This is a genomic window from Ancylobacter defluvii (genome assembly GCF_018390605.1).
GTDB lineage: Bacteria > Pseudomonadota > Alphaproteobacteria > Rhizobiales > Xanthobacteraceae > Ancylobacter > Ancylobacter defluvii.
The window spans coordinates 58,098-82,640 of record NZ_JAHBGD010000010.1 but is presented as its reverse complement, the minus strand read 5'-3'; the positions used below and the strand labels follow the sequence as shown (position 1 = coordinate 82,640).

Below are 24,543 nucleotides of genomic sequence, written 5' to 3'. Positions count from 1 at the left end.
GTTCTTTGCATTTGGTATACCAATAGACCAGCACATAAACAAGGATGTGAGCTGCGTTTCAACGCAATATCGCTAGAAGGCCAACAAGGCTGGTTGACAATTGGAGAACCAATATGGCCCAATACTGACGAATTGGTCAACCAATAAAGGGCCGACGATGAAATTCGCCACTTATGTCCATCAGGGGAAGGAGAGCGTCGGGCTGGTCGACGCCGAGGCGGAGCGGATCTATCGCGTGGATGCCGCCGACATGGTGGAGCTGATCGCCCGCTTCGACGAGATCGCCCCCGCGATCCGCATGAACGGCAACGGTGCCGATCTCGCCGAGGTCAGGCTGCTCGCGCCGATCCCGCGGCCGCGCCGCAACATCTTCTGCGTCGGCAAGAACTATCGCGATCATGCGCGGGAGTTCGCCAATTCCGGCTATGAAGCCGGGGCGGTGAAGGGGGCGGAGATCGACGACTATCCGGCGGTGTTCACCAAGCCCGGCACCTGTGTGGTGGGGCCGGGCGATACCGTCGACACCCATCCTCGGGTGACCAGCTCGGTCGATTACGAGGTCGAGCTGACCATCGTCATCGGCAAGGGCGGGCGCGACATCTCCCGTGCTGAGGCCCACAAGCACATCTTCGGCTACACCATCATCAACGACGTCACCGCCCGCGACCGGCAGAAGAACCACCGCCAGTGGTTCCTCGGCAAGGCGCTCGACACTTTCTGCCCGATGGGGCCGTGGATCACCACCGCCGACGAGGTCGATGCCGAGAACCTGCAGGTGAAGACCTGGGTCAATGGCGAGCTGCGCCAGGATGCCAACACCCGCGACCTGATCTTCGATATTCCCGGCCTGATCGAGACCATCTCGGCCGGCACCACGCTGGAGGCCGGCGACCTCATCGCCACCGGCACCCCGGCCGGCGTCGGCCTCGGCTTCTCGCCGCCGAAATTCCTCAAGGCCGGCGACAACGTCACCATGTCGATCAGCGGCATCGGCACCCTGAGCAACCCGTTCGCGTGATGTTCTGCGCATGAGTACTCGCGTCTAGATCGGGCGGGCGAGAGGCCCGCACAGCACAAGCCGAAGCGCAGCAAACAAGGCGCCGGCTCCGGGAGGAAAAATGGCTCTACTTACCCTCGCGCCGCCCTCGCGCGCGCCGGCCCTGCCACGCTGGCTCGGCCTCGAAGGCCTGGTCATCGGCGGGGCCATCCTCGCGCTGATCGTGCTGGTGGTCCTGCCGGTGCTGTCGCTGGTGGCGGCGAGCGTGTGGGACAAGGGACTGACCGGCGGCTTCTTCGTCTCCGCGCTCGGCAGCACCGCCAATCTGCGGGCGCTCGGCAATTCGCTGATCCTCGGCGCCTGGACGGGGCTGCTCAGCATCGCCATCGGCGTGCCGCTGGCCTGGGCGGTCAGCCGCACCAATGTACCGGCCAAGGGGCTGATCCAGCTCACCGCAACGCTGTCCTACCTGTCGCCGCCCTTCCTCACCGCCATCGCCTTCGTGAACCTGTTCAGCCCCAATGCCGGGGTGGCCAACGTGTTCCTGCGCGAGGTGGTCGGCATCGATCTCGGCTTCAACATCTTCACCATGAGCGGCCTCGTCTTCGTCACGGTGCTGCACACCTTCCCCTTCGTCTATCTGCTGGCCTCCTCGGCGCTGCAATCGGTGGATGCTTCCTATGAGGAGGCGGCGCAGATCCTCGGCGCCTCCAAGCTGCGCACCGCGCTCACCATCACCCTGCCGCTGGTGGCGCCGGCGGTGCTGTCGGGCACGCTGCTGGCCTTCGTCAACGCCATCGCGCTGTTCGGCTCGCAGGCGATCATCGGCCTGCCGGGCCGCATCGTCACGCTGCCGACCCGCATCTACGCGCTGTTCGACTACCCGCCGCAATATGGCGTCGCCTCGGCGCTGTCGCTGCTGTTCATCGCCATCACGGTGATCGCGCTGTATCTGCAGCGCGCCTTCCTCGCCCGGCGGTCCTATGTGACGCTGGCCGGCAAGGGCGCGCGGCCGCAGCTGATGGATCTCGGCCCGTGGCGCTGGGTACTGTTCGCGGCCTGCGTGGTTGCCTTCTTCATCGCCATCCTGCTGCCCTATGGCACGCTGATCGCGGTGTCGTTCTCCAAGAGCTGGGGCCTCGGCTTCTGGCAGAACCTGACGCTGGAGAACTACCGGTTCATCCTGGTCGATTACGACGTCACCCGCCGGGCGATCCTCAACAGCCTGATGCTCGCCACCATCGCCGCGACCGTCTGCGTCGTCCTCGGCACGGTGATCTCCTGGATCGACATCCGCACCAGGCTGCCCGGCCGCAAGCTGCTCGATTATGCCGCGCTGATCCCGCTCGGCCTGCCGGGCATCGTGATGGCGGTGGCGCTGCTGCAGTTCTGGCTGAAGATGCCGGTGGCGCTCTACGGCACCTTCGCCATCCTGCTGCTGGCCTATGTCGGGCGCTACGTGCCGCTCGGGGTGCGCGCCGCCAATTCCTCGCTGCGGCAGATCGATCCCTCGCTGGAGGAGGCGGCGCAGATCCTCGGTGCCTCTTGGGGCACGCGGATGAAGGAGATCACCCTGCCGCTGATCCGGCCCGGCCTGTTCGCCGGCTGGCTGCTGGTCTTCGTGCCGGTGATCCAGGAGCTCTCCGCCTCGATCCTGCTGTTCTCCTCCGAATCCATCACCCTCGCGGTGGCGGTCTACAACCTCTACGAGACCGGCTACACCGAACCCGTCGCCGCGCTCGCCATCGTCAACATGATCATCATCGCGGTCGCCATCGGCATTGCCCGCCAGTTCGGCGGCAGCCGCATCGGCCTCAAGACCGGCAGCTGAGAGCGGGGACAAGCATCATGGCCGGAATCCAGATCAACAACCTGTCGAAATTCTACGGCAGCAAGGAGGGCGGCGCCGCGGTGAGCGGGCTTAACCTCGATATCAAGGACAACCAGTTCGTCACCCTGCTCGGCCCGTCGGGCTGCGGCAAGACCACGACGCTGCGCCTGATAGCCGGCTATGTCACGCCGGATGCCGGCACCATCCGCGTCGGCGACCGGGTGGTGTCCTCGGCCGATGCCGTCGCCCCGCCGGACAAGCGCGGCATGGGCATGGTGTTCCAGAACTATGCGGTGTGGCCGCACAAGACGGTGTTCGAGAACGTCGTCTTCGGCCTCAAGCTGCGCAAGGTTCCGGCTGTCGAGGCGCGGCGCAAGGTGCTGGACACCCTGGCCATGGTCAATCTCGCCGGGCTGGAGAACCGCCTGCCCAACGAATTGTCCGGCGGCCAGCAGCAGCGCGTGGCGCTGGCCCGCTCGCTGGTGGTCGAGCCCGGCATCCTGCTGCTCGACGAGCCGCTGTCCAACCTCGACGCCAAGCTGCGCGAGAAGATGCGCGTCGAGCTGAAGCAGCTCCAGCGCCGCACCGGCATCACCTTCGTCTATGTGACGCACGACCAGGCCGAGGCGCTGGCGCTTTCCGACCAGATCGCGGTGATGCATGGCGGCGAACTCCAGCAATATGGCTCGCCGGACGATGTCTATCGCCGCCCCGCCAACAAGATCGTCGCCGACTTCATGGGCATCGTGAACTTCCTGCCCGGCACGGTCGAGCCGGCCAGCGGGGCCGCCGCCGGCGGCCTCGTGGTGGCGGTGGACGGCGTGCCGGTGCCGGCGCCGGTGCATGGGACCTTCGCGCCCGGCCAGCCGGTCGATCTGGCGGTTCGGCCGGAGAGCGTGCGCCTCGCCGGGTACGGTGGAGAAGGCCGCGGCGCGGAAGCCGGCCGGCTTTCCGCCGTCGTCACCGACATGACCTATCTCGGCAACCTCGTCGAATACTGGCTGCAGCTGGATTCCGGCACCGCGCTGCGGGCGCAGACGCACCCGCTGGAGCGCTTTTCCATCGGCGACCGGGTGGGGCTTTCCATCGACGCCGCCGATTGCAGCGTGTTCCCGCGCGCTGCCGGCGCCGCGCACTGATCTTCCGCTTTGCAAGGAGACCTTCATGTCCACCAATGCCGCCCTGAAGCCCGCCCCGCGCGGGGAAGAGCACTGGACCCGGAACGACGATGCCGAGCTGTTCCTGTGGCGCAAGGCGCCCGAGTCAGGCGCCAAGGCCGGCACCGTGCTGTTCGTGCACGGCTCCTCAATGGCCTCGCAGCCGACCTTCGACCTGCAGGTGCCCGGCCGGCCCTATTCGTCGGCGATGGACTATTTCGTCGACAAGGGTTTCGAGACCTGGACCGTCGATCTGCGCGGTTATGGCCGCTCCGACAAGCGCGCCGGCACCGAGGCGACCATCGCGCAAGGCGCGGAAGACCTTGCCGCTGCCACCGATTACATCATCAGGGAGACTGGCGCCCCGGCCTTCCATGTCTATGGCATCTCCTCCGGCGCGCTGCGGGCCGCGACCTTCACCCAGCAGCATCCCGAGCGGGTGAAGCGGCTGGCGCTGGATGCCTTCGTCTGGACCGGCGAGGGCAGCCACACGCTGGACAACCGCCGCAAGAAGCTGCCGGACTTCAAGCGCGGCGAGCGGCGGCCGATCGACAAGGCCTTCGTCTATTCGATCTTCAACCGCGACCATCCCGGCACTGCCGAGGACAAGGTGATCGACGCCTTTGCCGACGCCATCACCGCGCTCGACGATTCGATGCCCAATGGCACCTATATCGACATGTGCACCAATCTGCCGCTGATCGACCCGGCAAAGATCCCGGTGCCGACCCTCGTCATGCGCGGTGAATATGACGGCATCGCCGGTTTCGACGACTTGATCGCATTCTTCGCCAGGCTGCCCAATTCCGACAAGCAGTTCGCGGTGATGCCGGGCATCTCGCACGCCTCGTTCCAGCAGAAGAACTACATGCTGGTCTACCACATCCTGCACGGCTTCTTCACGCAGCCGGAGCCGATCTACCGCGGCGACTAGATCGCGGACACCCAACGAAAAACGCCAATAACAACAAACATATAACAGGAGGAACATATGAGGACGCTCATCGACCGGCGCGGTCTCGCGCTCGGACTGGGCCTCATCGCCGGCGCGCTGGCGCTGCCGGCCTTGGGCCACGCACAGGAGGCCGGTGCTGTCGACCTGGCCAAGGCGAAGGCCGAGGGCAAGGTGGTCTGGTACACCTCGACCCCCATCGAGCAGGCCAACAAGCTGGCCAAGCTGTTCGAGCAGCAGAGCGGCATCAAGGTAGAGCTGTTCCGCTCCGGCGGCTCGGCGATCCTGCGTCGCTTCAATCAGGAAGTCTCGGCCGGGCGCATCGCCGCCGACGTGCTCACCACTTCCGATCCGGCGGCTTCCAACGTCATGGCCGAGCAGGGCCTGTTCGTGCCGTTCAAGTCGGTGGACTTCGACAAGATCCCCGACACCGCCAAGGACAAGGACGGCAACTGGATCGGCCAGCGGCTCAACCTGATCACCATCTATATGCGCGGCGACAAGGTGCCGGAGGCCGAACGGCCGAAGAAATGGACCGATCTCACCGCCAAGACCTTCGACAAGAAGATGGTGATGACCGACCCGTCCTTCACCTCGCTGCAATTGTCGGTGGTCGGCACGCTGTCGGAGAAGCTCGGCTGGGACTACTACAAGCAGCTCGCCGGCAACGATGTGATGGTGGTGCAGGGCAACCAGCAGGTCTCCGACAATCTCAAGCGCGGCGAGCGGCTGATCGCGGTCGGGGCGCTGGATTCCTACGCGGCGGAGGACCGCGCCAGCGGCCATGACATCGTCACCGTCTATCCGGCCGACGGCACCTTCGTCATTCCCTCGCCGACGGCCATCGTGAAGGGCGGACCGAACCCCGCCGCCGCCAAGGCTTTCGCCAGCTTCATGATCAGCCCCGAGGCGCAGAAGCTGTTCCCGGCCGATGGCGGCTATGCGGCGCGTAGCGACGTCGATCCGCCGGCCGGCAGCCCGAAAGTCTCGGACCTCGTCATCATTCCGGTCGATTATGCGGCGCTGGAGAAGAAGGCGGCCGAGGTGAAGGACGAGTTCAACGCCATCTTCCGCTGAGTGCGGCGGAAGCGCCGGCGCGGGCCGCGCCTGTCAGCGCGGCTCGCCGAGCGCGGCGCGCAACGCGCCGGCCAGCGCCTTCGGGTCGAGATCGGCGGCCGGGCGCAGCACGGCGAGCGTCTCCGCCGCCTCCACCGTCTCGGCGAAGGCGAGCACGGAATGATATTCCGGCCGGCTCCAGAAATCGTGCACCACCACGGTGATCGCCGGCGGGCCGAACAGGAAGGCCGAGAGGATGCAGGCGACGCGGAAGCGCCCGTCGACGAAGACGAGGTCCGGCGCAAAGTCCGGCTCCCGGACCCAGGGCGCCAGCGCATAGGCCGGCCAGCGGGCGCGCAGGCTCTTGTCGCGCGGCTTGCCCCAGTTCTTCACCGGGCCGAGATCGGCATGGATGAAGGTGAGGCGCCCCTGCGCCTCCGCCTCGGCGAATTCCGGCCGGTCGCGCAGGCGTTCGATCCAGGCGGGATCGGAATCGACGCTGAGAATGCGTCCGGCGCCGCCGCGCACGAACTCGCCGGTGGAGTGCCCGCAGCCATATTCGACGATGCCGCGCGCCGTGCGGGCGTGCCGCAGCAGCACCGACAGCTCGGCTGGCGTCAGCGTCGGCGGCAAAGGCGTCCCGGCTTCGCCGGCAGGCGGGGTCGGCGACAGATTCATGGAAGTCTCCCAGCCGCCGCACGCTAGCCGCCCGCGGCTCCCGAGGAAAGCCGGCGATTGCCGGTCAGCCCGGCGTTCCCACCGGCTGCTGCTGGGTTATGCAATGGATATTGCCGCCGCCGAGCAGGATCTCGCGCGTCGGCAGCGCCACCACCTCGCGGCCGGGGAACAGCCGGCGCAGGATGGCGGCGGCCTCCTCGTCATGGGCGGCATCGAGGGCGGGCATCAGCACGAAGCCGTTGCCGACATAGAAATTCACATAGGAGCCGCCGAGCCGCTCGCCCAGCTGCCGCGTCATGCTGCCGCCGGAGGCCAGGTCGCTCACAGATTCGATCGCCTCCTCTTCGGTGCGGAACAGCGGCCCCGGCAGCGGCAGCTTCACCACCTCGATGCTGCGACCCCGCGCGTCGCGGGCCTTGCTCAGCCGGTCGAAGGCGTCGCGCGAGATGGCATATTGCGGGTCGGCCGGGTCGTCGCACCAGGTCAGTGCCACCACCCCCGGCTTCACGAAGCAGGCGATGTTGTCGATATGGCCGGAGGTCTCGTCGTCGACGAGGCCGGCGCCGAGCCAGATCGTCCGGGTGATGCCGAGATGGTCGCGCAAATGCTGCTCGATCTCCTCCCGGGTGAGGTCGGGATTGCGGTTGGAGTTGAGCAGGCACTCCTCGGTGGTCAGCAGCGTACCCTCGCCGTCGACATGGATCGAGCCGCCCTCCAGCACCAGCGGCGGCGCGTAGCGCGGCGCCCGCTCGGTCTCCAGCACCTTGGCGGCGATCAGCCGGTCGTGGTCGAACGGGCTGTAGAGCCCGCCCCAGGCGTTGAACTCCCAGTCGACGCCGCGCAGGCGACCCTTGGCGTCGGTGACGAAGGTCGGCCCGCTGTCGCGGCACCAGCTGTCGTCGCTCGCAGCCTCGATGAGCCGGATGTGAGACGGCAGCAGGCGGCGGGCATTCTGCCACTGCGCCGCCGAAACCAGCATGCTCAGCGGCTCGAAGCGGGCGATGGCGGAGGCGACGGCGGTGAAGGCGGCCTGCGCCGGCACCGCGCCCTCGCGCCAATTGTCCGGCCGCTCCGGCCAGATCATCCAGGTGCCGGCATGCGGCTCCCATTCCGCCGGCATGCGGAAGCCGTCGGTGGCGGGCAGGCTGTCGAGGGTGGCGGTCATGAGCGGGCTGTCACCTGGGAGAGGTCTTGCCGTCGAGGGTGAGCAGCGGGGCGTAGAGCTCCGGCCGGCGGTCGCGGAACACGCCCCATGAGCGGCGCTGGTGGGCGATGGCGTCGAGATCGAAGCTGGCCAGCAGCACCGTCTCGTCGCTGCGGCCGGCTTCCGCGACCTTCTCGCCGGTCGGCCCGGCGATGAAGGAGGAGCCGTAGAAGGTGATTTCGGTGCCGTTGCGCCCGGGCTCGGAGCCGATGCGGTTGGAGGCGAGGAGCGGCATCAGGTTGGCGCCGGCATGGCCCTGCATCACCCGCTGCCAGTGGGCGGCGGAATCGAGGCCCGGATCCTGCGGCTCGGAGCCGATGGCGGTCGGGTAGAGCAGCACCTCGGCGCCCATCAGCGCCATCACCCGCGCCGATTCCGGGAACCACTGGTCCCAGCAGATGCCGACCCCGATGCGGCCGACCGCGGTGTCCCACACCTTGAAGCCGGTGTCGCCGGGCGAGAAATAGAACTTCTCGGTGTAGCCCGGCCCGTCCGGGATATGGCTCTTGCGGTAGACGCCCATCACCGTGCCGTCGGCATCGATCATGGCGAGGCTGTTATAGGCGGCCGGCCCGGCGCGCTCGAAGAAGGAGAGCGGCAGCACCACGCCGAGCTCGGCGGCCAGCGCGGCGAAATGCGCGATCAGCCGATTTCCTTCGAAGGGGGCGGCGAGGTCGAGAAACTCGTGCAGCTGGTCCTGGCAGAAATACGGGGTCTCGAACAGCTCCTGCAGCAGGATCAGCTTGGCGCCGCCGGCGGCGGCCTCGCGCACCAGGCGCTCGGCGCGGGCGATGTTGCCGGGAATGTCCCAGTCGCAGCGCATCTGGGTGGCGGCGAGGGTGAGAAGACGCATGGGAAACTCCGGACGCGCGGGGCCGATTCGGGCCGGATCAGTTGACCGCCCGCAGCGGCTTTTCCAACACCGCGAGCACGCGGGCAAGCTCGTGCCCGCGCTTCAGGATGAGCCCGGTCTGCGACACCACGGTGTAGGCGCCCTGCTTGCGCGCGAGGAGCGGGTCCTTCTCCACCCGGTAGATCGGCACTTCGGCGGCGCGGCGGAAGATCGAGAACACCGCCCGGTCGCGGGTGAAGGCGATGGCGTAGTCCCGCCATTCGCCGAGCGCCACCATGCGGCCATAGAGGCTGAGGATGCGGTCGAGTTCGTGCCGGTCGAAGGTGACGACGCTGTCCTTTTGGCCGCTCTTTTCATTGCCGCGCGGGCCGGCGGCCAATCCTATGGGTTCGATATCCGCCACGCGGACCTCCAGAAGCCTTTGCCCAATTGCCGAAGCTCTATGGCCGATGCCGTCCGCCGAAGCGGCGACGTGGCCGGCATCATTGATTTGTCATGATCGCCTCGGCAGGCGGCCGCCACAAGCCCTTAACGCGCCGAGGCGGCATCGATCGCGGCGGCTGCCGGCGGTGGCGGGTTCTGCGCCATGGGCTTCACGGCCTCGTCAACCGCGGACACAGCCTTGCCAAGATTCGGCCTTTCGGCCGCCAAGGGCGAGGGGGATAACAGTACCCATAGCGTCAGGCCGATCCGCGAAGCGCATCGGTTTCCCAGCCCCCCAGCCCCCCGCGGCGTCGCGTGGAACGTGCCTGGCGCTACTCAGGTTCAATCCCCAATTTACTGATCGAGGCCGGCGCCAATGCCGGCCTTTCTTTTTGCCTGGCCGGCAAGGCTCAGGCAGCCGAGGCCGGCGGCGTCAGGGGATCGGCTGCAGGGCGGCACCGAGGATCGGGCCGGGCGCGGTGGCGGAGCCCGACTGCACCAGCACCGCCAGCGCATCGACATCCATGTCGCCCGGCCGGCGCAGCGGCGCTTCGAAGCTTGCGGCGGCACCGGTCCAGTCGCCCAGCTTCACCCAGCCGCGCACCACATTGTGGTAGGTGACCTCGGAGCCTTCATTCTCGCCGCGGCCGATCTCGACCTTGGCCTTGCTCGCCACCGGGCAGAGCCAGACCTCGCCGCTGCCGGTCCCCGGCCCGACCGCGACATGCAGCTTGCCGCCCTGCACGCTCAGCTTCACCGGTAGGTCCGGCGCGCGGGAGGTGGCGAGCGTCTGCTCCAGCGCCGAGCGGTCATTGCCCACCGCCATGGCGCTGCCATTCACCACCGCCTGCGGGGTGAACATCTTGGAATCGCCGCGCAATTTGGCATAGGCCTTCTGGCGCGAGGTGTGGCCGTGCTTGGCCAGCGTGTCCTTCCAGCCGAGATAGTCCCAATAGTCGACGGCGAGGGTGAGGGCGATCACGTCCGGCCGGTCGGCGATCTCGGCGAGCAGCTTGTCGGCGGGCGGACAGGCGGAGCAGCCCTGGCTGGTGAACAACTCGATCACCGCCCGCGGCTTCTCCACCGCGTGGACGGTCTTCGCCGCCTGCTGCCCTGCCGCCTGCTGCCCTGTCTCCTGGGCGCCGGCCGGCGCGATCGACGTGGCGATCAGCCCGACCAGGCCCAATCCGGCAATGCCCAATCCCGCAATACCCCGCCCGGTCATTCCCCGCGGCCGGAACCCCAGCGCCGCGAGAGCCGACCTCAGCCCCGTCAGGCGGGGGAGGGGGGCTCGGCGGAGGAGGTCGGCAGGACCGGGAAACTGCAACGACATCGGCGCGGAATATCCTCATCTTCGTCCCGGCAAGGGCGGCACAGGCTAGGCTTTAGGACGCGCGGCCACCGTCCGCCAGTCACATTGGAGTGTCGCCGACGCACGGAAGGGTGAAAGGCCTGCCATCGCATCGTTGCCGGTGACATGGCGTCGCAGCGTTTCCCGCCCGTCCCGCCGGCCGGGGTGGGCCGGAAACGCCAGCGGCGCGAAGGGTCGGCCCTCCGCGCCGCTGATTTCACGTGAAACAGGCCGCCCGGTCAGGCCGCGAGATTGCGCAGCACATACTGGAGGATGCCGCCATTGCGGAAGTAGTCCAGCTCGTCCAGCGTGTCGATACGGCAGGTCAGCGGCACATGCTTCACCGTGCCGTCCGAGAAGGTGATCTCGGCGATCAGCGTCTGGCGCGGCTTCAGGTCGCCCTCAATGCCTTCGATGGTGACCACCTCGTCGCCCTTCAGGCCGAGCGACTGCCACGAGTCCTCGTTCTGGAACACCAGCGGCACGATGCCCATGCCGACCAGGTTCGAGCGGTGGATGCGCTCGAAGCTCTGGGTGATGACGGCGCGGATGCCGAGCAGCTTGGTGCCCTTGGCCGCCCAGTCGCGCGAGGAGCCGGTACCGTATTCCTTGCCGGCGAAGATGACGGTCGGCACGCCCTCTTCCTTGTAGAGCATGGCGGCGTCGTAGATCGGCATTTCGGTGCCGTCCGGCCAGTGCCGGGTGAAGCCGCCTTCCTTGCCGCCCAGCATCTGGTTCTTGATGCGGATATTGGCGAAGGTGCCGCGCATCATCACCTCATGGTTGCCGCGCCGCGTGCCGTACTGGTTGAAGTCGGCGGGGCGGACCTGATGGTCGCGCAGATAGGTGCCGGCCGGGCTGGCTTCCTTGATCGAGCCGGCCGGGGAGATGTGGTCGGTGGTGATCGAATCGAGGAACAGGCCCATGACCCGCGCCTTGAGGATGTCGGTCACCGGCTCCGGCTCGCGGGTCATGCCGACGAAATAGGGCGGGTTCTGCACATAGGTCGAGCGGTCGTCCCAGGCATAGGTCTCGCCCTGCGGGATGGCGATCTTCTGCCAGTTCTCGTCGCCCTTGAACACGTCCGAGTATTTTTCGAGGAACATCTTCTTGGTGACGTTCTCGCGGATGAACCTGGCGATCTCCTGGTTGGAGGGCCAGATGTCCTTGAGATAGACCGGCTGGCCGTCGGTCCCGGTACCGAGCGGCTCGGTGGTGAGGTCGATCTGCAGCGAGCCGGCCAGCGCATAGGCCACCACCAGCGGCGGCGAGGCGAGGTAGTTCGCCTTGACGTCGGGGTTCACACGGCCCTCGAAATTGCGGTTGCCGGAAATGACGGCGCCGGCGACGAGGTCGTTCTTGTTGATGGCTTCCGAGATCGGCTCCGGGAGAGGGCCCGAATTGCCGATGCAGGTGGTGCAGCCGAAGCCGACCAGATTGAAGCCGACCGCGTCGAGATCCTTCTGCAGGTCGGCGGCGGCCAGATAGCCCTCCACCACCTGCGAGCCCGGCGCCAGCGAGGTCTTCACCCAGGGCTTGGACTTCAGACCCTTGGCGACGGCATTGCGGGCCAGCAGGCCGGCGGCGATCAGCACCGAGGGGTTCGAGGTGTTGGTGCAGGAGGTGATGGCGGCGATGGTGACGTCGCCATGGCCGAGCGTGTAGTCGGTGCCTTCCACCGGCACGCGCTTGCCAGCCTCGCCGGGCTTCTTGAACTCGCCTTCCAGCGCGGCGAGGAAGCCCTGCTTGGTGCCGGAGAGCAGCACGCGGTCCTGCGGGCGCTTGGGGCCGGCCAGCGAGGGCAGCACGGTGGAGATGTCGAGCTCGAGGATGTCGGTGAACACCGGGTCGGCGATGCCCTCATGGCGCCACATGCCCTGCGCCTTGGAATAGGCCGCCACCAGCGCCACGCGGTCGGGATCGCGGCCGGTCTCGTCGAGATAGGCGATAGTCTCTTCGTCCACCGGGAAGAAGCCGCAGGTGGCGCCGTATTCCGGGGCCATGTTGCCGATGGTGGCGCGGTCGGCGAGCGAGAGGTGCTCGAGGCCGGGGCCGAAGAACTCGACGAACTTGCCCACCACGCCCTTCTTGCGCAGCATCTGGGTGACGGTCAGCACCAGGTCGGTGGCGGTGATGCCCTCGTTCATGCGGCCGGTCAGCTTGAAGCCGATCACCTCGGGGATGAGCATGGATACCGGCTGGCCGAGCATGGCCGCCTCGGCCTCGATGCCGCCGACGCCCCAGCCCAGCACGCCGAGGCCATTGACCATGGTGGTGTGCGAATCGGTGCCGACACAGGTGTCTGGATAAGCGACGGTGGTGCCGTCCTCGGCCTTGGTCCACACCGCCTGGGCCAGATATTCGAGGTTCACCTGGTGGCAGATGCCGGTGCCGGGCGGCACGACGCGGAAATTGTCGAAGGCCGACTGGCCCCATTTCAGGAAGCGGTAGCGCTCCTGGTTCTGCTTGTACTCTTCCTCGACGTTCTTGCCGAAGGCATCGGCATTGCCGAAGAAGTTGACGATCACCGAATGGTCGATGACGAGGTCGACGGGCACCAGCGGGTTGATCTTGCTGGCCTGGCCGCCGAGATGCACCATGGCGTCACGCATGGCGGCGAGGTCGACCACCGCCGGCACGCCGGTGAAGTCCTGCATCAGCACCCGCGCCGGGCGGTAGGCGATCTCGCGCTCCGCCTTGCCGCGGTTCACCAGCCAGTCCTTGATGGAGACGATGTCGTCCTTGGTCACCGAGCGCCCGTCTTCGAAGCGCAGCAGGTTTTCAAGCAGGACCTTCATCGAGAAAGGCAGCGCCGACACCCCGTCGAGGCCATTCTTCTCGGCATCCGGCAGGCTGTAATAGGTGTAGCTGTGGTTTCCGACGTTGAGGGTCTTGCGGCTTTTGAAGCTGTCGAGCGACGTCACGGTTGGCCGGTCCTCGGTAAGAGTGGACTCGACACGCTCTTTAACGACCTTGGACAGGAAGCGGTTGCGCGGGCTATAGCTCGCGCGGCCCGGCCTGAGGCCACGGCGCATCGTTCGATTTTCTATATAGAGCGATTTCAAACGACGATCCTAGGGGTCTGACGGGGTGCAGCGTAAAATTGTGCGTCGCAGGAGGCCGAACGAGGCACGGGGGACGCGCGTTGCGACTGGTCGTTAGGGAACTTGCATGCCGGCGAGGCGCGCGCGAACTGTTCCGCGGCCTTGGTTTCACCGTCGAGGCAGGGCGCGCGCTGGTGGTCACCGGCCCGAATGGCGCCGGCAAATCCTCGCTCCTAAGACTTTTGGCGGGGCTGGCTCCGCCGGTAGCGGGCTCCATCCGGCTGGAAGGTGCGCCGGAATCGGATACCTTCGGCGAGCAGGTGCACTATCTCGGCCATCTCGACGCCCACAAGCTGGCGCTGAGCGCCGCCGACAATCTGCGCTTCTGGCGCGACCTGCTCGGCCGCGGCCCTTCCCAGGGTTCGGTGCTGGGGGTGGAGGCGGCGATGGAGGAGGTCGGGCTCGGCGGCCTCGGCGCGCTGCCGGTCGCGGTGCTCTCGGCGGGGCAGAAGCGCCGCCTCGCCCTCGCCCGGTTGCTGGTCGCCGAGCGGCCGCTCTGGATCCTCGACGAGCCGACCACCGCGCTCGATTCCAGCGCCCAGGCACTGTTCACCGCCCTTGCGCGCGCCCACACGGCCAAAGGTGGGCTGCTGGTTGCCGCCACCCATGCGCCGCTCGATCTGGGCCCGAGCGAATCGCTCGATATCGGCGCTCATGCCGCGCGGACGGCGCGGGACCCGGATGGCGGGGATCCGGATGGTGTGGATCCGGACGCGGCATTCGCCGGGGAGGCGTCTTCATGACCCGCGCCTTCCTCGCCTTGGTCCGGCGCGATCTCGCGCTCGCCCTGCGCGCCGGCGGCGGCGCCGGGCTCGGCGTGGTGTTCTTCCTCGCCGTGGTGACCGTCACCCCGTTCGCCATCGGGCCGGACCTGAACCTGCTCGCCCGCATCGGCCCGGCGATCCTGTGGATCGGCGCGCTGCTGGCCTCGCTGATCGGCCTCGACCGGCTGTTCGCCGCCGATGCCGAGGACGGCTCGCTCGACCTGATGTTCATGAGCGAGCTGCCGATGGAGCTGGCGGCGGCGGCGAAGGGCCTCGCGCATTGGCTCGCCACCGGCCTGCCGCTGGTGGTGGCGGCGCCGGTGCTGTCGCTGCTGCTCAATCTGGAGCCGGCGGCGATCGGCGCCCTGTGCCTCACCTTGCTTGTCGGCACCCCGGCGGTGACGTTTCTCGGCCTTATCGGCGCCGCCTTCGCGGCGGCCTTCCGGCGCGGCGGCCTGCTGGTGGCGGTGCTGGTGATGCCGCTCACCATTCCCGTGCTGATTTTCGGCGTGGCGGCGACCAGCGCCGCTATCGGCGGCACCGTGCCGTTCGGCGCGCCGTTCCGCATCCTCGCCGGGCTGTCGCTCGGGGCGCTGGTGCTCGGGCCGGTGGCGGCGGCGGCGGCGCTGCGCGCCACGCGGGAATGAAAAATATTTCCATTGCCGGTGAATCGGCGGCTCTGGCATGCCAGGTGCTGCAATGCGCCGCAGGTTGCGACAAGCCGTTGAAACGCCGTCCGGAACCCTGGCGGGGCCTCCGAACGGCGCGTCAATGGTGCGCTACGTCAATTGGCGGCCCGAATCCATGCTTTCACCGTGTTGCAGCATGCCGAGAGCCGTGTTAGGGAACCGCCCGACCTGATTGGGGGGCCCGTTCGGTCGGCCTTGTCTTTTCAGTTCAAAACCCTTGTAAATCCGGGTTCGACCCCGGCCAAATGGCCGGCGCGGCGACCCCGAGAAGCCCGAGAGAGGCACGGTGGCGGAGACCTACGTATCCGGTGTGGCGGGGCGCTATGCGACGGCTCTTTTCGAGCTGGCGCGTGAGGCCGGTGCCATCGACGCTGTGAAGGCCGACCTCGACCGGTTCAGCGCCCTCATCGCCGAGAGCGATGACCTGAAGCGGTTGGTGCGTAGCCCGGTATTCTCTTCCGAGGAGCAGGAGCGCGCGGTCTCCGCGGTGCTCGCCAAGGTCGGGATCGGCGGTCTCGCCGGCAATTTCTTCAAGACGGTGGCGGCCAATCGGCGCCTGTTCGCGATCGAGGCGATCATTCGCGGCTTCGAGGCGCTGGCGGCGGTCGAGAGGGGCGAGGTCGTGGCCGAGGTCACGGTCGCCCAGCCGCTCTCCGATGCTCACGCCGCCACCCTCAAGGCCGCGCTCGACCAGATGACCGGCAAGAGCGTGCAGCTCGCCGTCACCGTCGATCCGTCCCTGCTCGGTGGTCTCAAGGTCAAGATCGGCTCGCGTCTCGTCGACGCCTCGCTCAAGACCAAGCTCAATTCGATCCGCACTGCGATGAAAGAGGTTCGCTGATATGGATATCCGCGCCGCAGAAATTTCCGCGATCCTCAAGGAACAGATCAAGAATTTCGGCCAGGAAGCCGAAGTCTCCGAGGTGGGTCAGGTCCTGTCCGTCGGTGACGGCATCGCCCGCGTCTACGGCCTCGACAACGTCCAGGCCGGCGAGATGGTCGAGTTCGAGAACGGCACGCGCGGCATGGCGCTGAACCTCGAAATCGACAATGTCGGCATCGTGATCTTCGGTTCCGACCGCGAGATCAAGGAAGGCCAGACCGTCAAGCGCACCGGCGCCATCGTCGACGTGCCGGTCGGCAAGGGTCTGCTCGGCCGCGTGGTCGATGCTCTCGGCAACCCGATCGACGGCAAGGGCCCGATCGAGTCCACCGAGCGCCGCCGCGTCGACGTGAAGGCGCCGGGCATCATCCCGCGCAAGTCGGTGCATGAGCCGATGCAGACCGGCCTGAAGGCGATCGACGCCCTCATCCCGGTCGGCCGCGGCCAGCGCGAGCTGATCATCGGCGATCGCCAGACCGGCAAGACCGCCATCGCGCTCGACACCATCCTGAACCAGAAGTCGATCAACGTCGGCACCGACGAGAAGGCCAAGCTCTATTGCGTCTATGTCGCGATCGGGCAGAAGCGCTCCACCGTCGCGCAGTTCGTGAAGGTGCTCGAGGAGCAGGGTGCGCTGGAATATTCCATCGTCGTCGCCGCCACCGCCTCCGACGCCGCGCCGATGCAGTTCCTGGCGCCGTTCGCCGGCACCGCCATGGGCGAGTTCTTCCGCGACAACGGCATGCACGCGCTCATCATCCATGACGACCTGTCCAAGCAGGCCGTGGCGTATCGCCAGATGTCGCTGCTGCTGCGCCGCCCGCCGGGCCGCGAAGCCTATCCCGGCGACGTGTTCTATCTTCACTCGCGTCTGCTCGAGCGGGCCGCGAAGCTGAACGACGACAACGGTGCCGGCTCGCTGACCGCCCTGCCGGTCATCGAGACCCAGGCCAACGACGTGTCGGCCTATATCCCGACCAACGTGATCTCGATCACCGACGGCCAGATCTTCCTTGAATCCGACCTGTTCTTCCAGGGCATCCGCCCGGCGGTGAACGTCGGCCTCTCGGTGTCGCGCGTCGGCTCCTCGGCGCAGATCAAGGCGATGAAGCAGGTCGCCGGCAAGATCAAGGGTGAGTTGGCCCAGTATCGCGAGCTGGCCGCCTTTGCCCAGTTCGGCTCCGACCTCGACGCCTCGACGCAGAAGCTGCTCAACCGCGGCGCCCGCCTCACCGAGCTCCTGAAGCAGTCGCAGTTCTCGCCCTTGAAGGTCGAGGAGCAGGTGGTGGTGATCTATGCCGGCACCAACGGCTATCTGGACACGCTGCCGGTGAGCAAGGTGCGCAGCTTCGAGGACGGCCTGCTGTCGTTCCTGCGGTCGAAGCACGCCGATATCCTCGATACCATTCGCACGTCCAAGGAACTGTCCAAGGACACCACCGAGAAGCTCGTCAAGGCGATCGACGCCTTCGCGAAGACGTTCGCCTGATCGGGCGGACGGGCGTCGAGGGCACGGGAGCCGAGGGTAGATGGCCAGCCTCAAGGATCTGCGCAACCGCATCGCTTCGGTGAAGGCGACGCAGAAGATCACCAAGGCGATGCAGATGGTCGCCGCCGCCAAGCTGCGGCGCGCCCAGACCGCCGCCGAAGCCGCGCGTCCCTATGCCAAGCGCATGGAAGCCGTGCTCGGCAACATCGCGTCCGCCGTCTCCGGCGGGCCGGACGCGCCGCTGCTGCTCACCGGCACCGGCAAGGACAATGTGCATCTGCTGCTCGTGCTTACCGCCGAGCGCGGCCTGTGCGGCGCCTTCAACTCGTCGATCGTCCGGCTTGCCCGCGACCGCGCCAATGCGCTGATCGGCCAGGGCAAGACGGTCAAGATCTTCTGCGTCGGCCGCAAGGGCTACGAGCCGCTGCGCCGCCAGTTCGAGAAGCAGATCGTCGAGTTCGTCGAGCTGCGCGCCAATAAGGGCGTCACCTTTGCCGACGCCCAGGCGATCGCCGAGAAGGTCACCGGCATGTTCCAGGCCGGCGAGTTCGACGTGGCGACGCTGTTCTTCAGCCGCTTCCAGTCGGTGATCTCGCAGACACCGACCGCGCAGCAGATCATCCCGGCGACCTTCCCGGCAACGGCGGTTGTCGCCGAGGGCGCTGCAGCCACCTATGAATACGAGCCGGACGAGAACGAGATTCTCGCCGACCTGCTGCCGCGCAATCTCGCGGTGCAGGTGTTCACGGCGCTGCTGGAGAACGGCGCGTCGGAACAGGGCGCCCGCATGAGCGCCATGGACAACGCCACCCGCAATGCGGGTGACATGATCAAGAAGCAGACGCTGATCTACAACCGCACACGTCAGGCCCAGATCACCAAAGAACTGATCGAAATCATTTCCGGCGCCGAAGCGCTCTGACGACAGCGCGGTCAAGGACAAAGGACGCGAAGATGGCGAACACCAACGGACGCATCACCCAGGTCATCGGCGCCGTCGTTGACGTGCAGTTCGAAGACCACCTCCCGGCGATTCTGAACGCCCTGGAAGCCACCAACCAGGGTAACCGCCTGGTGCTGGAAGTGGCCCAGCATCTTGGTGAGAACACCGTGCGCGCCATCGCCATGGATTCCACCGAAGGTCTGGTTCGCGGCACCCCGGTGTCCGACACCGGCGCCCCGATCATGGTGCCGGTGGGCGAAGCCACGCTCGGCCGTATCATGAACGTCATCGGCGAGCCGGTGGACGAACTCGGCCCGGTGGTCGGCGAGACCAAGCGCGCCATCCATCAGGACGCGCCCTCCTATGCCGACCAGTCGACCGAGGCCGAGATCCTCGTCACCGGCATCAAGGTGGTGGACCTGCTGGCTCCCTACTCCAAGGGCGGCAAGATCGGCCTGTTCGGCGGCGCCGGCGTCGGCAAGACCGTGCTGATCATGGAGCTGATCAACAACATCGCCAAGGCGCATGGCGGCTATTCGGTGTTCGCCGGCGTCGGCGAACGCACCCGCGAGGGCAACGATCTCTATCACGAGATGATCGAGTCCAAGGTGAACGTCGACCCGCACGAGCATAACGGCTCGTCCGCCGGTTCGAAGTGCGCCCTGGTCTACGGCCAGATGAACGAGCCGCCGGGCGCCCGCGCCCGCGTCGCGCTGACCGGCCTGACCGTTGCGGAACACTTCCGCGACCAGGGCCAGGACGTGCTGTTCTTCGTGGACAACATCTTCCGCTTCACCCAGGCCGGCTCGGAAGTGTCGGCGCTGCTCGGCCGTATCCCGTCGGCGGTGGGCTATCAGCCGACGCTCGCCACCGACATGGGCGCGCTGCAGGAGCGCATCACCACCACCACCAAGGGTTCGATCACCTCGGTGCAGGCGATTTACGTGCCGGCCGACGATCTGACCGACCCGGCGCCCGCCGCCTCCTTCGCGCATCTCGACGCCACCACCGTGCTGTCGCGCTCGATCGCGGAAAAGGGCATCTACCCGGCGGTGGATCCGCTCGACAGTACCTCGCGCATCCTGTCGCCGCTGGTCATCGGCGAGGAGCACTACAACGTGGCGCGCCAGGTGCAGCAGACGCTGCAGCGCTACAAGAGCCTGCAGGACATCATCGCGATCCTGGGCATGGACGAGCTTTCCGAGGAAGATAAGCTGACGGTGGCGCGCGCGCGCAAGATCGAGCGCTTCCTGTCGCAGCCCTTCCACGTCGCCGAAGTCTTCACCGGCTCGCCGGGCAAGCTCGTCGACCTCGCCGACACCATCAAGGGCTTCAAGGGCCTGGTGGAAGGCAAGTATGATCACCTCCCGGAGCAGGCCTTCTACATGGTCGGCACCATCGAAGAGGCGATCGAGAAGGGCAAGAAGCTGGCCGCCGAGGCGGCGTGATCCCCGGCGGCGTGATCCGGTTTCGGCCCTCCGCGTGAGGGCCGGCCGACACACCGTCGAGGCATAGCCTCTTTATTGCTGGCGCTGGAGGAACCATGGCCAATTTCCCGTTCGAACTGGTCTCGCCCGAAAAGCTCGTCTATGCGGGTGCGGTGAGCGAGGTGGTCGTTCCCGGTGCCGAGGGCGAGTTCGGCGTGCTCGCCGGCCATGCGCCCTTCGTCTCCGTGTTGAAGCCGGGCGTGCTCACCATCAAGGGTGAGGGCAAGGTGCAGAAGCTGTTCGTGCGTGGCGGCTTCGCAGAGGCGAACCCGCAGGGCCTCACCGTGCTGGCCGAGACCGCGGTGCCGCTCGCCGATCTCAGCGGCGGCAAGCTGGCGCAGATGATCAAGGACGCGCAGGAAGACGTCGAGGATGCCCGCGACGACGCCACCCGCCTCAAGCGCCAGACCGTGCTCGACGCGCTGAAGACCACTGCCGCCGCCATCGAGGCCGACGGGCGCGCCGCGCATTGATCGGCGCCCGCGCGGCGGGCCGGCTATGCATGACGAAACGAGGCCGTCCGCAAGACGGCCTTTTTCATGTCCGGGAGACACGCGATGACTGCAGCCACGCCGCTCGACGCCGCTCCGCGCTTCAGCCAGGAGGCCTGGCAGGGCAACCTCGCCGTCTATGAGGCGATCCGTACCATGCCGTTCAACGAGGCGCTGGCGGCGGGCACGCTCGGGGTCAGCCGCTTCCGCCACTACATGGTGCAGGACGCGCATTACCTGATCGCCTTCGGCCGGGCGCTGGCGGTGGCCGCGGCCAAGGCCGACGATGCCGACGGGCTGGTGCAGTTCGCCGAGGCGGCCAAGGTGGCGGTCATCGTCGAGCGCTCGCTGCACACTGATTTCTTCCGCTCGTTCGACATCTCCCCCGCCGCCTTCGAGGCGACGGCGATGTCGCCGGTCTGCCATCACTATTCCAGCTTCCTGATCGCCAGCGCCCATGCCGAGCCCTATCCGGTGGTGCTGGCGGCGCTGCTGCCGTGCTTCTGGATCTATGCCGAGGTCGGCCGCGACATTCTCGGCCGCGCGGTGCGCCCCAATCCCTACGACGCCTGGATCGATACCTATGCCGGCGAGGAGTTCCACGAGGCGGTGCGGGCGGTGATCGCCGCCACCGATCGCGCGGCGGAGGCGTCCTCGCCGACGGTGCGCGCCCGCATGCACCGCGCCTATGCCCATGCCAGCAAGCTGGAATGGATGTTCTGGGATTCCGCCTGGCGCGAGGCCGACTGGCCGATCTGAGGCTGCCACCCGCCTGCCGCCATCGCATCACGCGCGTGCTCATGGCGCGCCGGCCCGGAAGGTGCTTAATCTGGCGTGCCAGCCGGCGCTGCGTCGCGGAGGAACATGGACCAGCCAGTCGTCGATAGCCCTGTCTCGGAGCGCGGCCGCTCGGAAGCGCCGATCCGGGCGCGTATCCTGCAGGCGATCTTCGAGCGGCGCCTGCACCCGGGCGAGAAGCTGACCGAGGAGCGCGTCGCCGAATTGTTCGGCGTCAGCCGCACCGTGGTGCGTCAGGCGCTGGCCCGCCTCGCCCAGGACGGCATCGTCGAGCACCAGCCCAATCGCGGCGCCTTCGTCGCGGCGCCGAGCCGTGCCGATGCGCGCCATGTGCTCGACGCCCGCGCCGTGGTGGAGCCGGAAATCGCCGCCTCGGCCGCCTGCGGCTGCGCGGCGGCGGCGGTGGCGCGGCTGCGCCGTCACGTGGCGATGGAGAACGAGGCCCGCGCCGCCGGCGAGCGGGCGACGCTGGTACGGCTCACCGGCGAATTCCACATCGCGCTCGCCGAGGCGGCGGGCAATCCGGTGTTCGTGCGGCTGCTCACCGAATTGCAGGCGCTGTCGTCGCTGGCGATCCTGCTCTATGCCCGCGGCGAGCACGCCGCCTGTCCGCCGCATGAGCATACCGACATATTGGAAGCCATCGAGGCGGGCGATGGCGAACTGGCGGCGCGGCGCATGCGCGCGCATATCGCCCATGTCGCCGACGAGCTCGATCTCTCCGAGCCGCGCGAGCGCCCGCTGGGGCTCGCCCAGGCGCTCGGCCTGGAGCCGGGAGGGGCCGCAGGCAAGGTGGCAGCGGGCAAGCTGTCCGGCAAAGCATCCGGCCGGGCGGGGCAGCGTTCCCGTCCGTCGCCGGCAGCGGGCAAGGGCGCCTGAGGTCTCCGCCCGGCGAGGCAGCCGATTGCCGCACGACAAAACGCCCGCGCGGATCCGGGATCCGGCGGGGCGGGAAACCTGTCGAAGAGGAACGAAGCCGTCCGCTCCTGCCGCGCAAGGCGGCGCGCCGATGATCGATCGGCGCTGCGCGCAGCCTGTCGCCAGGCGCCGCGCTCAGGCGCTCAGCGACGGCGACCCGGCGGCGGGCGGCGCTGGCCGGAGCCGACCGGAGGGGTCGGGCCGCCGGTCTTGTGGCGGAAATTGATGCGCCCGCGCTCGAGGTCGTAGGGCGACATCTCCACCACCACGCGGTCGCCCACGATGGTGCGGATGCGGTTCTTCTTCATCTTGCCCGCCGCATAGGCGAGAATTTCATGTTCGTTGTCGAGCACGACGCGGAAGTTTCCGTCGGGCAGCACCTCGGTGACGGTGCCGTCGAACTCGAGCAGTTCCTCTTTCGCCATTCCTGGCTCTCCTTGTCGAAGCTTTTTCGAGCCTGTGGTCAGGGCAAATACCCTGACTCCAGCGCTTTGTCTCGCCCAAAGCCCGTCCCGGCCGGCTCAAATCGCCGGATCGACAGGAAAGTGCTTTCGGCGGCCGGGTGTTCGCCCCGCAAGGGTCCGGTGGACCCTTGCGGAACTTGTCTCAGCGCGCCGGTCCGCGCGACTTCCACGACCGTTCGCCGCGCCCGCCCTCGGGACGGGGACCGTCCTGACGCGCCCCCTCGTGACGGGGGCGATCCTGGCGCGGCCGCTCCGGCCGCGGGCCGTCATGGCGCGCACCTTCGTGACGCGGCCGCTCATGGCGGGGGGCGTCGGAACGCGGGCCGTCATAACGCGGCCCCTCGTGGCGCGCACCTTCGTGACGCGGACGCTCGCCGCGTGCCGGCTGCATGAAGCCGACGCCGCTCAGCTCGCCGGAGCGGCCTTCCGAGCGCGCTTCACCGCCGCGATATTCGGGACGGCCGCCGGGACGACCGGAACGCCCGCCCGGACGCGCACCGCGCTCCTCGCGCGGCGGCCGCTCGTCGCGGAAGCCTTCGCGCACCGGGCGCCCCTCGCGACGGGATTCGCCGCGGCGGTCGACGCTCGGGATGGTGAGCTTGATCAGCCGTTCGATGTCGCGCAGGAAGGCGCGCTCCTCGCCGTCGCACAGCGAGATGGCGATGCCGTCCGCTCCGGCGCGCGCGGTGCGGCCGATACGGTGGACATAGCTTTCCGGCACGTTGGGCAGGTCGTAGTTGATGACGTGGCTGACGCCGGGCACGTCGATGCCGCGCGCGGCGATATCGGTCGCCACCAGTACCTTCACCTTGCCTTCGCGGAAGGCGGCCAGCGCCCGCTCGCGCTGCGGCTGCGACTTGTTGCCGTGGATGGCTTCGGCGGCGATGCCGGCGCCGGCAAGGCCCTTCACCACCCGGTCGGCGCCGTGCTTGGTACGGGAGAACACCAGGGCGCGGTCGAGGCCGTCGCCCTGCAGCACTTCGATCAGCAGCTCCGGCTTGCCGGCGCGGTCGGTGAAGTACACCTTCTGCTCGATCTTGTCGGCGGTCTTGGCGACCGGCGTCACCGCGACGCGCACCGGGTCGGTGAGCAGGGCCGCGGCCAGCTTCTCGATCTCCTTCGGCATGGTGGCCGAGAAGAACAGGTTGCGGCGCTTGGCCGGCAGCTTCGCCACGATGGCGCGGATGGCGTGGATGAAGCCCATGTCGAGCATCTGGTCGGCTTCGTCGAGCACGAAGACCTCGACCTCGTTCAGCCGTACCGCGTCGTTCTCCATGAGATCGACGAGGCGGCCGGGCGTGGCGACCAGCACGTCGACGCCGTTCATCAGCGAACGCGCCTGGCGCCCGAGCGGCACGCCGCCGATTGCGAGCGCGGTGGAGGGCCGGACATGCTTGCCGTAGTTGCGGAAGCTCTCGAGGATCTGGCCGGCGAGCTCGCGGGTCGGGCTCAGCACCAGCGCGCGGCAGGTGCGGCGCTCCGGCCGGCGGCGATCGGTGACGAGGTGCTGCAGGATCGGCAGCGCGAAGGCGGCCGTCTTGCCGGTGCCGGTCTGGGCGATGCCGACAAGGTCGTGGCCGGCGATAACCTGCGGCACGGCCTGGGCCTGGATGGGGGTGGGGGTCTCATGGCCGGCTTCCGCCAGCGCTTTCAGAATGGGCTCGGCGAGGCCGAGCTCGGAAAAAGAGGTCAAAGAACATTCTTTCATGGGAGCGACATCCGGCCATGCGCCATGATCGTGCGCACCGCCCGTCGCGGGGATGGTGGACACCCCGCGTGGCCTGGGACGTCGGCGAAACCGGATGATCAGGGGCCGAAGACTGCCGCGGCACTATGCCGAAGCGGAAATCGAGCGACGCGGCCCCGATACGAGCACGGCTTTCAGGGGTACATTCACCCCTCCGTCTCGCATGCCGTGCCTATGTGGCGCAAAAAGGCGAGGATTTCAAGGCATCGCCGCTTATATAGGTGAAGTCGCCGCGCCCATCGCGGTCCTGCCGGTGTCCAAGGA

The 24,543-nt window shown here is 67.7% G+C and carries 22 protein-coding genes; 14 read left to right on the top strand and 8 right to left on the bottom strand.

Translation table 11 applies throughout. The features are described 5' to 3' along the window. The first annotated feature begins 157 nt into the window (after nucleotides 1-157). The 5 genes from KHC24_RS07350 to KHC24_RS07330 all read left to right on the top strand — a co-directional run bounded on the left by KHC24_RS07350 (nucleotide 158) and on the right by KHC24_RS07330 (nucleotide 6,014). Nucleotides 158-1,018, top strand: coding sequence for a fumarylacetoacetate hydrolase family protein (locus KHC24_RS07350; protein ID WP_213361679.1), 861 nt, complete (start codon nucleotides 158-160; stop codon nucleotides 1,016-1,018). A gap of 100 nt (nucleotides 1,019-1,118) precedes the next feature. Further along, entirely contained in the window at nucleotides 1,119-2,828 is a 1,710-nt protein-coding gene (locus tag KHC24_RS07345; protein WP_213361678.1) for an ABC transporter permease, read from the top strand. 17 nt (nucleotides 2,829-2,845) lie between these two features. Then, nucleotides 2,846-3,967, top strand: coding sequence for an ABC transporter ATP-binding protein (locus KHC24_RS07340; RefSeq protein ID WP_213361676.1), 1,122 nt, complete (start codon nucleotides 2,846-2,848; stop codon nucleotides 3,965-3,967). A gap of 25 nt (nucleotides 3,968-3,992) precedes the next feature. Then, nucleotides 3,993-4,919, top strand: a complete 927-nt coding sequence (locus KHC24_RS07335; RefSeq protein ID WP_213361675.1) for an alpha/beta hydrolase — start codon at nucleotides 3,993-3,995, stop codon at nucleotides 4,917-4,919. A 57-nt stretch (nucleotides 4,920-4,976) separates the two neighbouring features. Beyond that, nucleotides 4,977-6,014 (top strand): ABC transporter substrate-binding protein, encoded by a 1,038-nt coding sequence (locus KHC24_RS07330; RefSeq protein ID WP_213361673.1) that lies wholly within the window; start codon nucleotides 4,977-4,979, stop codon nucleotides 6,012-6,014. 33 nt (nucleotides 6,015-6,047) lie between these two features. On the opposite strand, the gene KHC24_RS07325 is transcribed toward KHC24_RS07330, so the two are convergent. From KHC24_RS07325 to acnA, 6 genes are all read right to left on the bottom strand, one after another. Further along, the gene (locus KHC24_RS07325; protein WP_213361670.1) at nucleotides 6,048-6,671 is read right to left on the bottom strand and encodes an O-methyltransferase; all 624 of its coding nucleotides are present in this window, start codon (nucleotides 6,669-6,671) and stop codon (nucleotides 6,048-6,050) included. 64 nt (nucleotides 6,672-6,735) lie between these two features. Further along, entirely contained in the window at nucleotides 6,736-7,836 is a 1,101-nt protein-coding gene (gene aguA, locus KHC24_RS07320) for an agmatine deiminase (protein WP_213361668.1), read from the bottom strand. Nucleotides 7,837-7,846: 10 nt separating this feature from the next. Further along, nucleotides 7,847-8,728, bottom strand: a complete 882-nt coding sequence (aguB, locus tag KHC24_RS07315; protein WP_213361665.1) for an N-carbamoylputrescine amidase — start codon at nucleotides 8,726-8,728, stop codon at nucleotides 7,847-7,849. 37 nt (nucleotides 8,729-8,765) lie between these two features. Next, nucleotides 8,766-9,113, bottom strand: coding sequence for a DUF2794 domain-containing protein (locus KHC24_RS07310; RefSeq protein ID WP_373878595.1), 348 nt, complete (start codon nucleotides 9,111-9,113; stop codon nucleotides 8,766-8,768). Nucleotides 9,114-9,584: 471 nt separating this feature from the next. Next, nucleotides 9,585-10,376 carry a DUF1223 domain-containing protein gene (locus tag KHC24_RS07305; protein ID WP_213361661.1) on the bottom strand — a complete coding sequence of 264 codons (792 nt, stop codon included), beginning with the start codon at nucleotides 10,374-10,376 and terminating at the stop codon, nucleotides 9,585-9,587. 365 nt (nucleotides 10,377-10,741) lie between these two features. Next, the gene (gene acnA, locus KHC24_RS07300; protein ID WP_213361725.1) at nucleotides 10,742-13,426 is read right to left on the bottom strand and encodes an aconitate hydratase AcnA; all 2,685 of its coding nucleotides are present in this window, start codon (nucleotides 13,424-13,426) and stop codon (nucleotides 10,742-10,744) included. Nucleotides 13,427-13,647: 221 nt separating this feature from the next. Between acnA and ccmA the strand changes: the two genes are divergently transcribed. The 9 genes from ccmA to KHC24_RS07255 all read left to right on the top strand — a co-directional run bounded on the left by ccmA (nucleotide 13,648) and on the right by KHC24_RS07255 (nucleotide 22,029). After that, nucleotides 13,648-14,349 carry a heme ABC exporter ATP-binding protein CcmA gene (ccmA, locus tag KHC24_RS07295; RefSeq protein WP_213361659.1) on the top strand — a complete coding sequence of 234 codons (702 nt, stop codon included), beginning with the start codon at nucleotides 13,648-13,650 and terminating at the stop codon, nucleotides 14,347-14,349. Continuing rightward, complete coding sequence (ccmB, locus tag KHC24_RS07290) at nucleotides 14,346-15,017, top strand: heme exporter protein CcmB (protein ID WP_213361658.1); 672 nt, start codon at nucleotides 14,346-14,348, stop codon at nucleotides 15,015-15,017. Before ccmA ends, ccmB begins: the two co-directional genes overlap by 4 nt. A 328-nt stretch (nucleotides 15,018-15,345) precedes the next feature. Beyond that, nucleotides 15,346-15,900: a F0F1 ATP synthase subunit delta gene (locus tag KHC24_RS07285; RefSeq protein ID WP_213361657.1), complete on the top strand. Its 555-nt coding sequence runs from the start codon at nucleotides 15,346-15,348 to the stop codon at nucleotides 15,898-15,900. A gap of 1 nt (nucleotide 15,901) precedes the next feature. Next, nucleotides 15,902-17,431 (top strand): F0F1 ATP synthase subunit alpha, encoded by a 1,530-nt coding sequence (gene atpA / locus KHC24_RS07280; RefSeq protein WP_213361655.1) that lies wholly within the window; start codon nucleotides 15,902-15,904, stop codon nucleotides 17,429-17,431. Nucleotides 17,432-17,471: 40 nt separating this feature from the next. Continuing rightward, nucleotides 17,472-18,353: a F0F1 ATP synthase subunit gamma gene (locus KHC24_RS07275; RefSeq protein ID WP_213361652.1), complete on the top strand. Its 882-nt coding sequence runs from the start codon at nucleotides 17,472-17,474 to the stop codon at nucleotides 18,351-18,353. Nucleotides 18,354-18,385: 32 nt separating this feature from the next. Then, on the top strand, nucleotides 18,386-19,822 hold the full coding sequence (gene atpD, locus KHC24_RS07270; RefSeq protein ID WP_213361650.1) for a F0F1 ATP synthase subunit beta: 1,437 nt from the start codon (nucleotides 18,386-18,388) through the stop codon (nucleotides 19,820-19,822). A gap of 95 nt (nucleotides 19,823-19,917) precedes the next feature. Beyond that, a complete protein-coding gene (locus KHC24_RS07265) occupies nucleotides 19,918-20,334 on the top strand; it encodes a F0F1 ATP synthase subunit epsilon (RefSeq protein ID WP_213361646.1) in 417 nt (138 codons plus the stop codon). A gap of 84 nt (nucleotides 20,335-20,418) precedes the next feature. Next, nucleotides 20,419-21,111 carry a thiaminase II gene (tenA, locus tag KHC24_RS07260; RefSeq protein ID WP_213361644.1) on the top strand — a complete coding sequence of 231 codons (693 nt, stop codon included), beginning with the start codon at nucleotides 20,419-20,421 and terminating at the stop codon, nucleotides 21,109-21,111. A 105-nt stretch (nucleotides 21,112-21,216) separates the two neighbouring features. Then, nucleotides 21,217-22,029, top strand: a complete 813-nt coding sequence (locus KHC24_RS07255; protein ID WP_213361638.1) for a GntR family transcriptional regulator — start codon at nucleotides 21,217-21,219, stop codon at nucleotides 22,027-22,029. Between the two features lie 182 nt (nucleotides 22,030-22,211). On the opposite strand, the gene infA is transcribed toward KHC24_RS07255, so the two are convergent. Together infA and KHC24_RS07245 are read right to left on the bottom strand one after the other, a co-directional pair. Beyond that, nucleotides 22,212-22,493, bottom strand: coding sequence for a translation initiation factor IF-1 (gene infA / locus KHC24_RS07250; RefSeq protein WP_144341050.1), 282 nt, complete (start codon nucleotides 22,491-22,493; stop codon nucleotides 22,212-22,214). Between the two features lie 181 nt (nucleotides 22,494-22,674). After that, a complete protein-coding gene (locus tag KHC24_RS07245) occupies nucleotides 22,675-24,240 on the bottom strand; it encodes a DEAD/DEAH box helicase (RefSeq protein ID WP_213361637.1) in 1,566 nt (521 codons plus the stop codon). Nucleotides 24,241-24,543 lie beyond the last annotated feature (303 nt).

Excerpts from the sequence above, each read along its gene's own strand:
- KHC24_RS07350 (WP_213361679.1), top strand. The coding sequence starts at position 158 with ATGAAATTCGCCACTTATGTCCATCAGGGGAAGGAGAGCGTCGGGCTG.
- KHC24_RS07345 (WP_213361678.1), top strand. The coding sequence starts at position 1,119 with ATGGCTCTACTTACCCTCGCGCCGCCCTCGCGCGCGCCGGCCCTGCCA.
- KHC24_RS07340 (WP_213361676.1), top strand. The coding sequence starts at position 2,846 with ATGGCCGGAATCCAGATCAACAACCTGTCGAAATTCTACGGCAGCAAG.
- KHC24_RS07335 (WP_213361675.1), top strand. The coding sequence starts at position 3,993 with ATGTCCACCAATGCCGCCCTGAAGCCCGCCCCGCGCGGGGAAGAGCAC.
- KHC24_RS07330 (WP_213361673.1), top strand. The coding sequence starts at position 4,977 with ATGAGGACGCTCATCGACCGGCGCGGTCTCGCGCTCGGACTGGGCCTC.
- KHC24_RS07325 (WP_213361670.1), bottom strand. The coding sequence starts at position 6,671 with ATGAATCTGTCGCCGACCCCGCCTGCCGGCGAAGCCGGGACGCCTTTG.
- aguA (WP_213361668.1), bottom strand. The coding sequence starts at position 7,836 with ATGACCGCCACCCTCGACAGCCTGCCCGCCACCGACGGCTTCCGCATG.
- aguB (WP_213361665.1), bottom strand. The coding sequence starts at position 8,728 with ATGCGTCTTCTCACCCTCGCCGCCACCCAGATGCGCTGCGACTGGGAC.
- KHC24_RS07305 (WP_213361661.1), bottom strand. The coding sequence starts at position 10,376 with ATGACCGGGCGGGGTATTGCGGGATTGGGCATTGCCGGATTGGGCCTG.
- ccmB (WP_213361658.1), top strand. The coding sequence starts at position 14,346 with ATGACCCGCGCCTTCCTCGCCTTGGTCCGGCGCGATCTCGCGCTCGCC.
- atpA (WP_213361655.1), top strand. The coding sequence starts at position 15,902 with ATGGATATCCGCGCCGCAGAAATTTCCGCGATCCTCAAGGAACAGATC.
- KHC24_RS07275 (WP_213361652.1), top strand. The coding sequence starts at position 17,472 with ATGGCCAGCCTCAAGGATCTGCGCAACCGCATCGCTTCGGTGAAGGCG.
- atpD (WP_213361650.1), top strand. The coding sequence starts at position 18,386 with ATGGCGAACACCAACGGACGCATCACCCAGGTCATCGGCGCCGTCGTT.
- KHC24_RS07265 (WP_213361646.1), top strand. The coding sequence starts at position 19,918 with ATGGCCAATTTCCCGTTCGAACTGGTCTCGCCCGAAAAGCTCGTCTAT.
- tenA (WP_213361644.1), top strand. The coding sequence starts at position 20,419 with ATGACTGCAGCCACGCCGCTCGACGCCGCTCCGCGCTTCAGCCAGGAG.
- KHC24_RS07255 (WP_213361638.1), top strand. The coding sequence starts at position 21,217 with ATGGACCAGCCAGTCGTCGATAGCCCTGTCTCGGAGCGCGGCCGCTCG.
- infA (WP_144341050.1), bottom strand. The coding sequence starts at position 22,493 with ATGGCGAAAGAGGAACTGCTCGAGTTCGACGGCACCGTCACCGAGGTG.
- KHC24_RS07245 (WP_213361637.1), bottom strand. The coding sequence starts at position 24,240 with ATGAAAGAATGTTCTTTGACCTCTTTTTCCGAGCTCGGCCTCGCCGAG.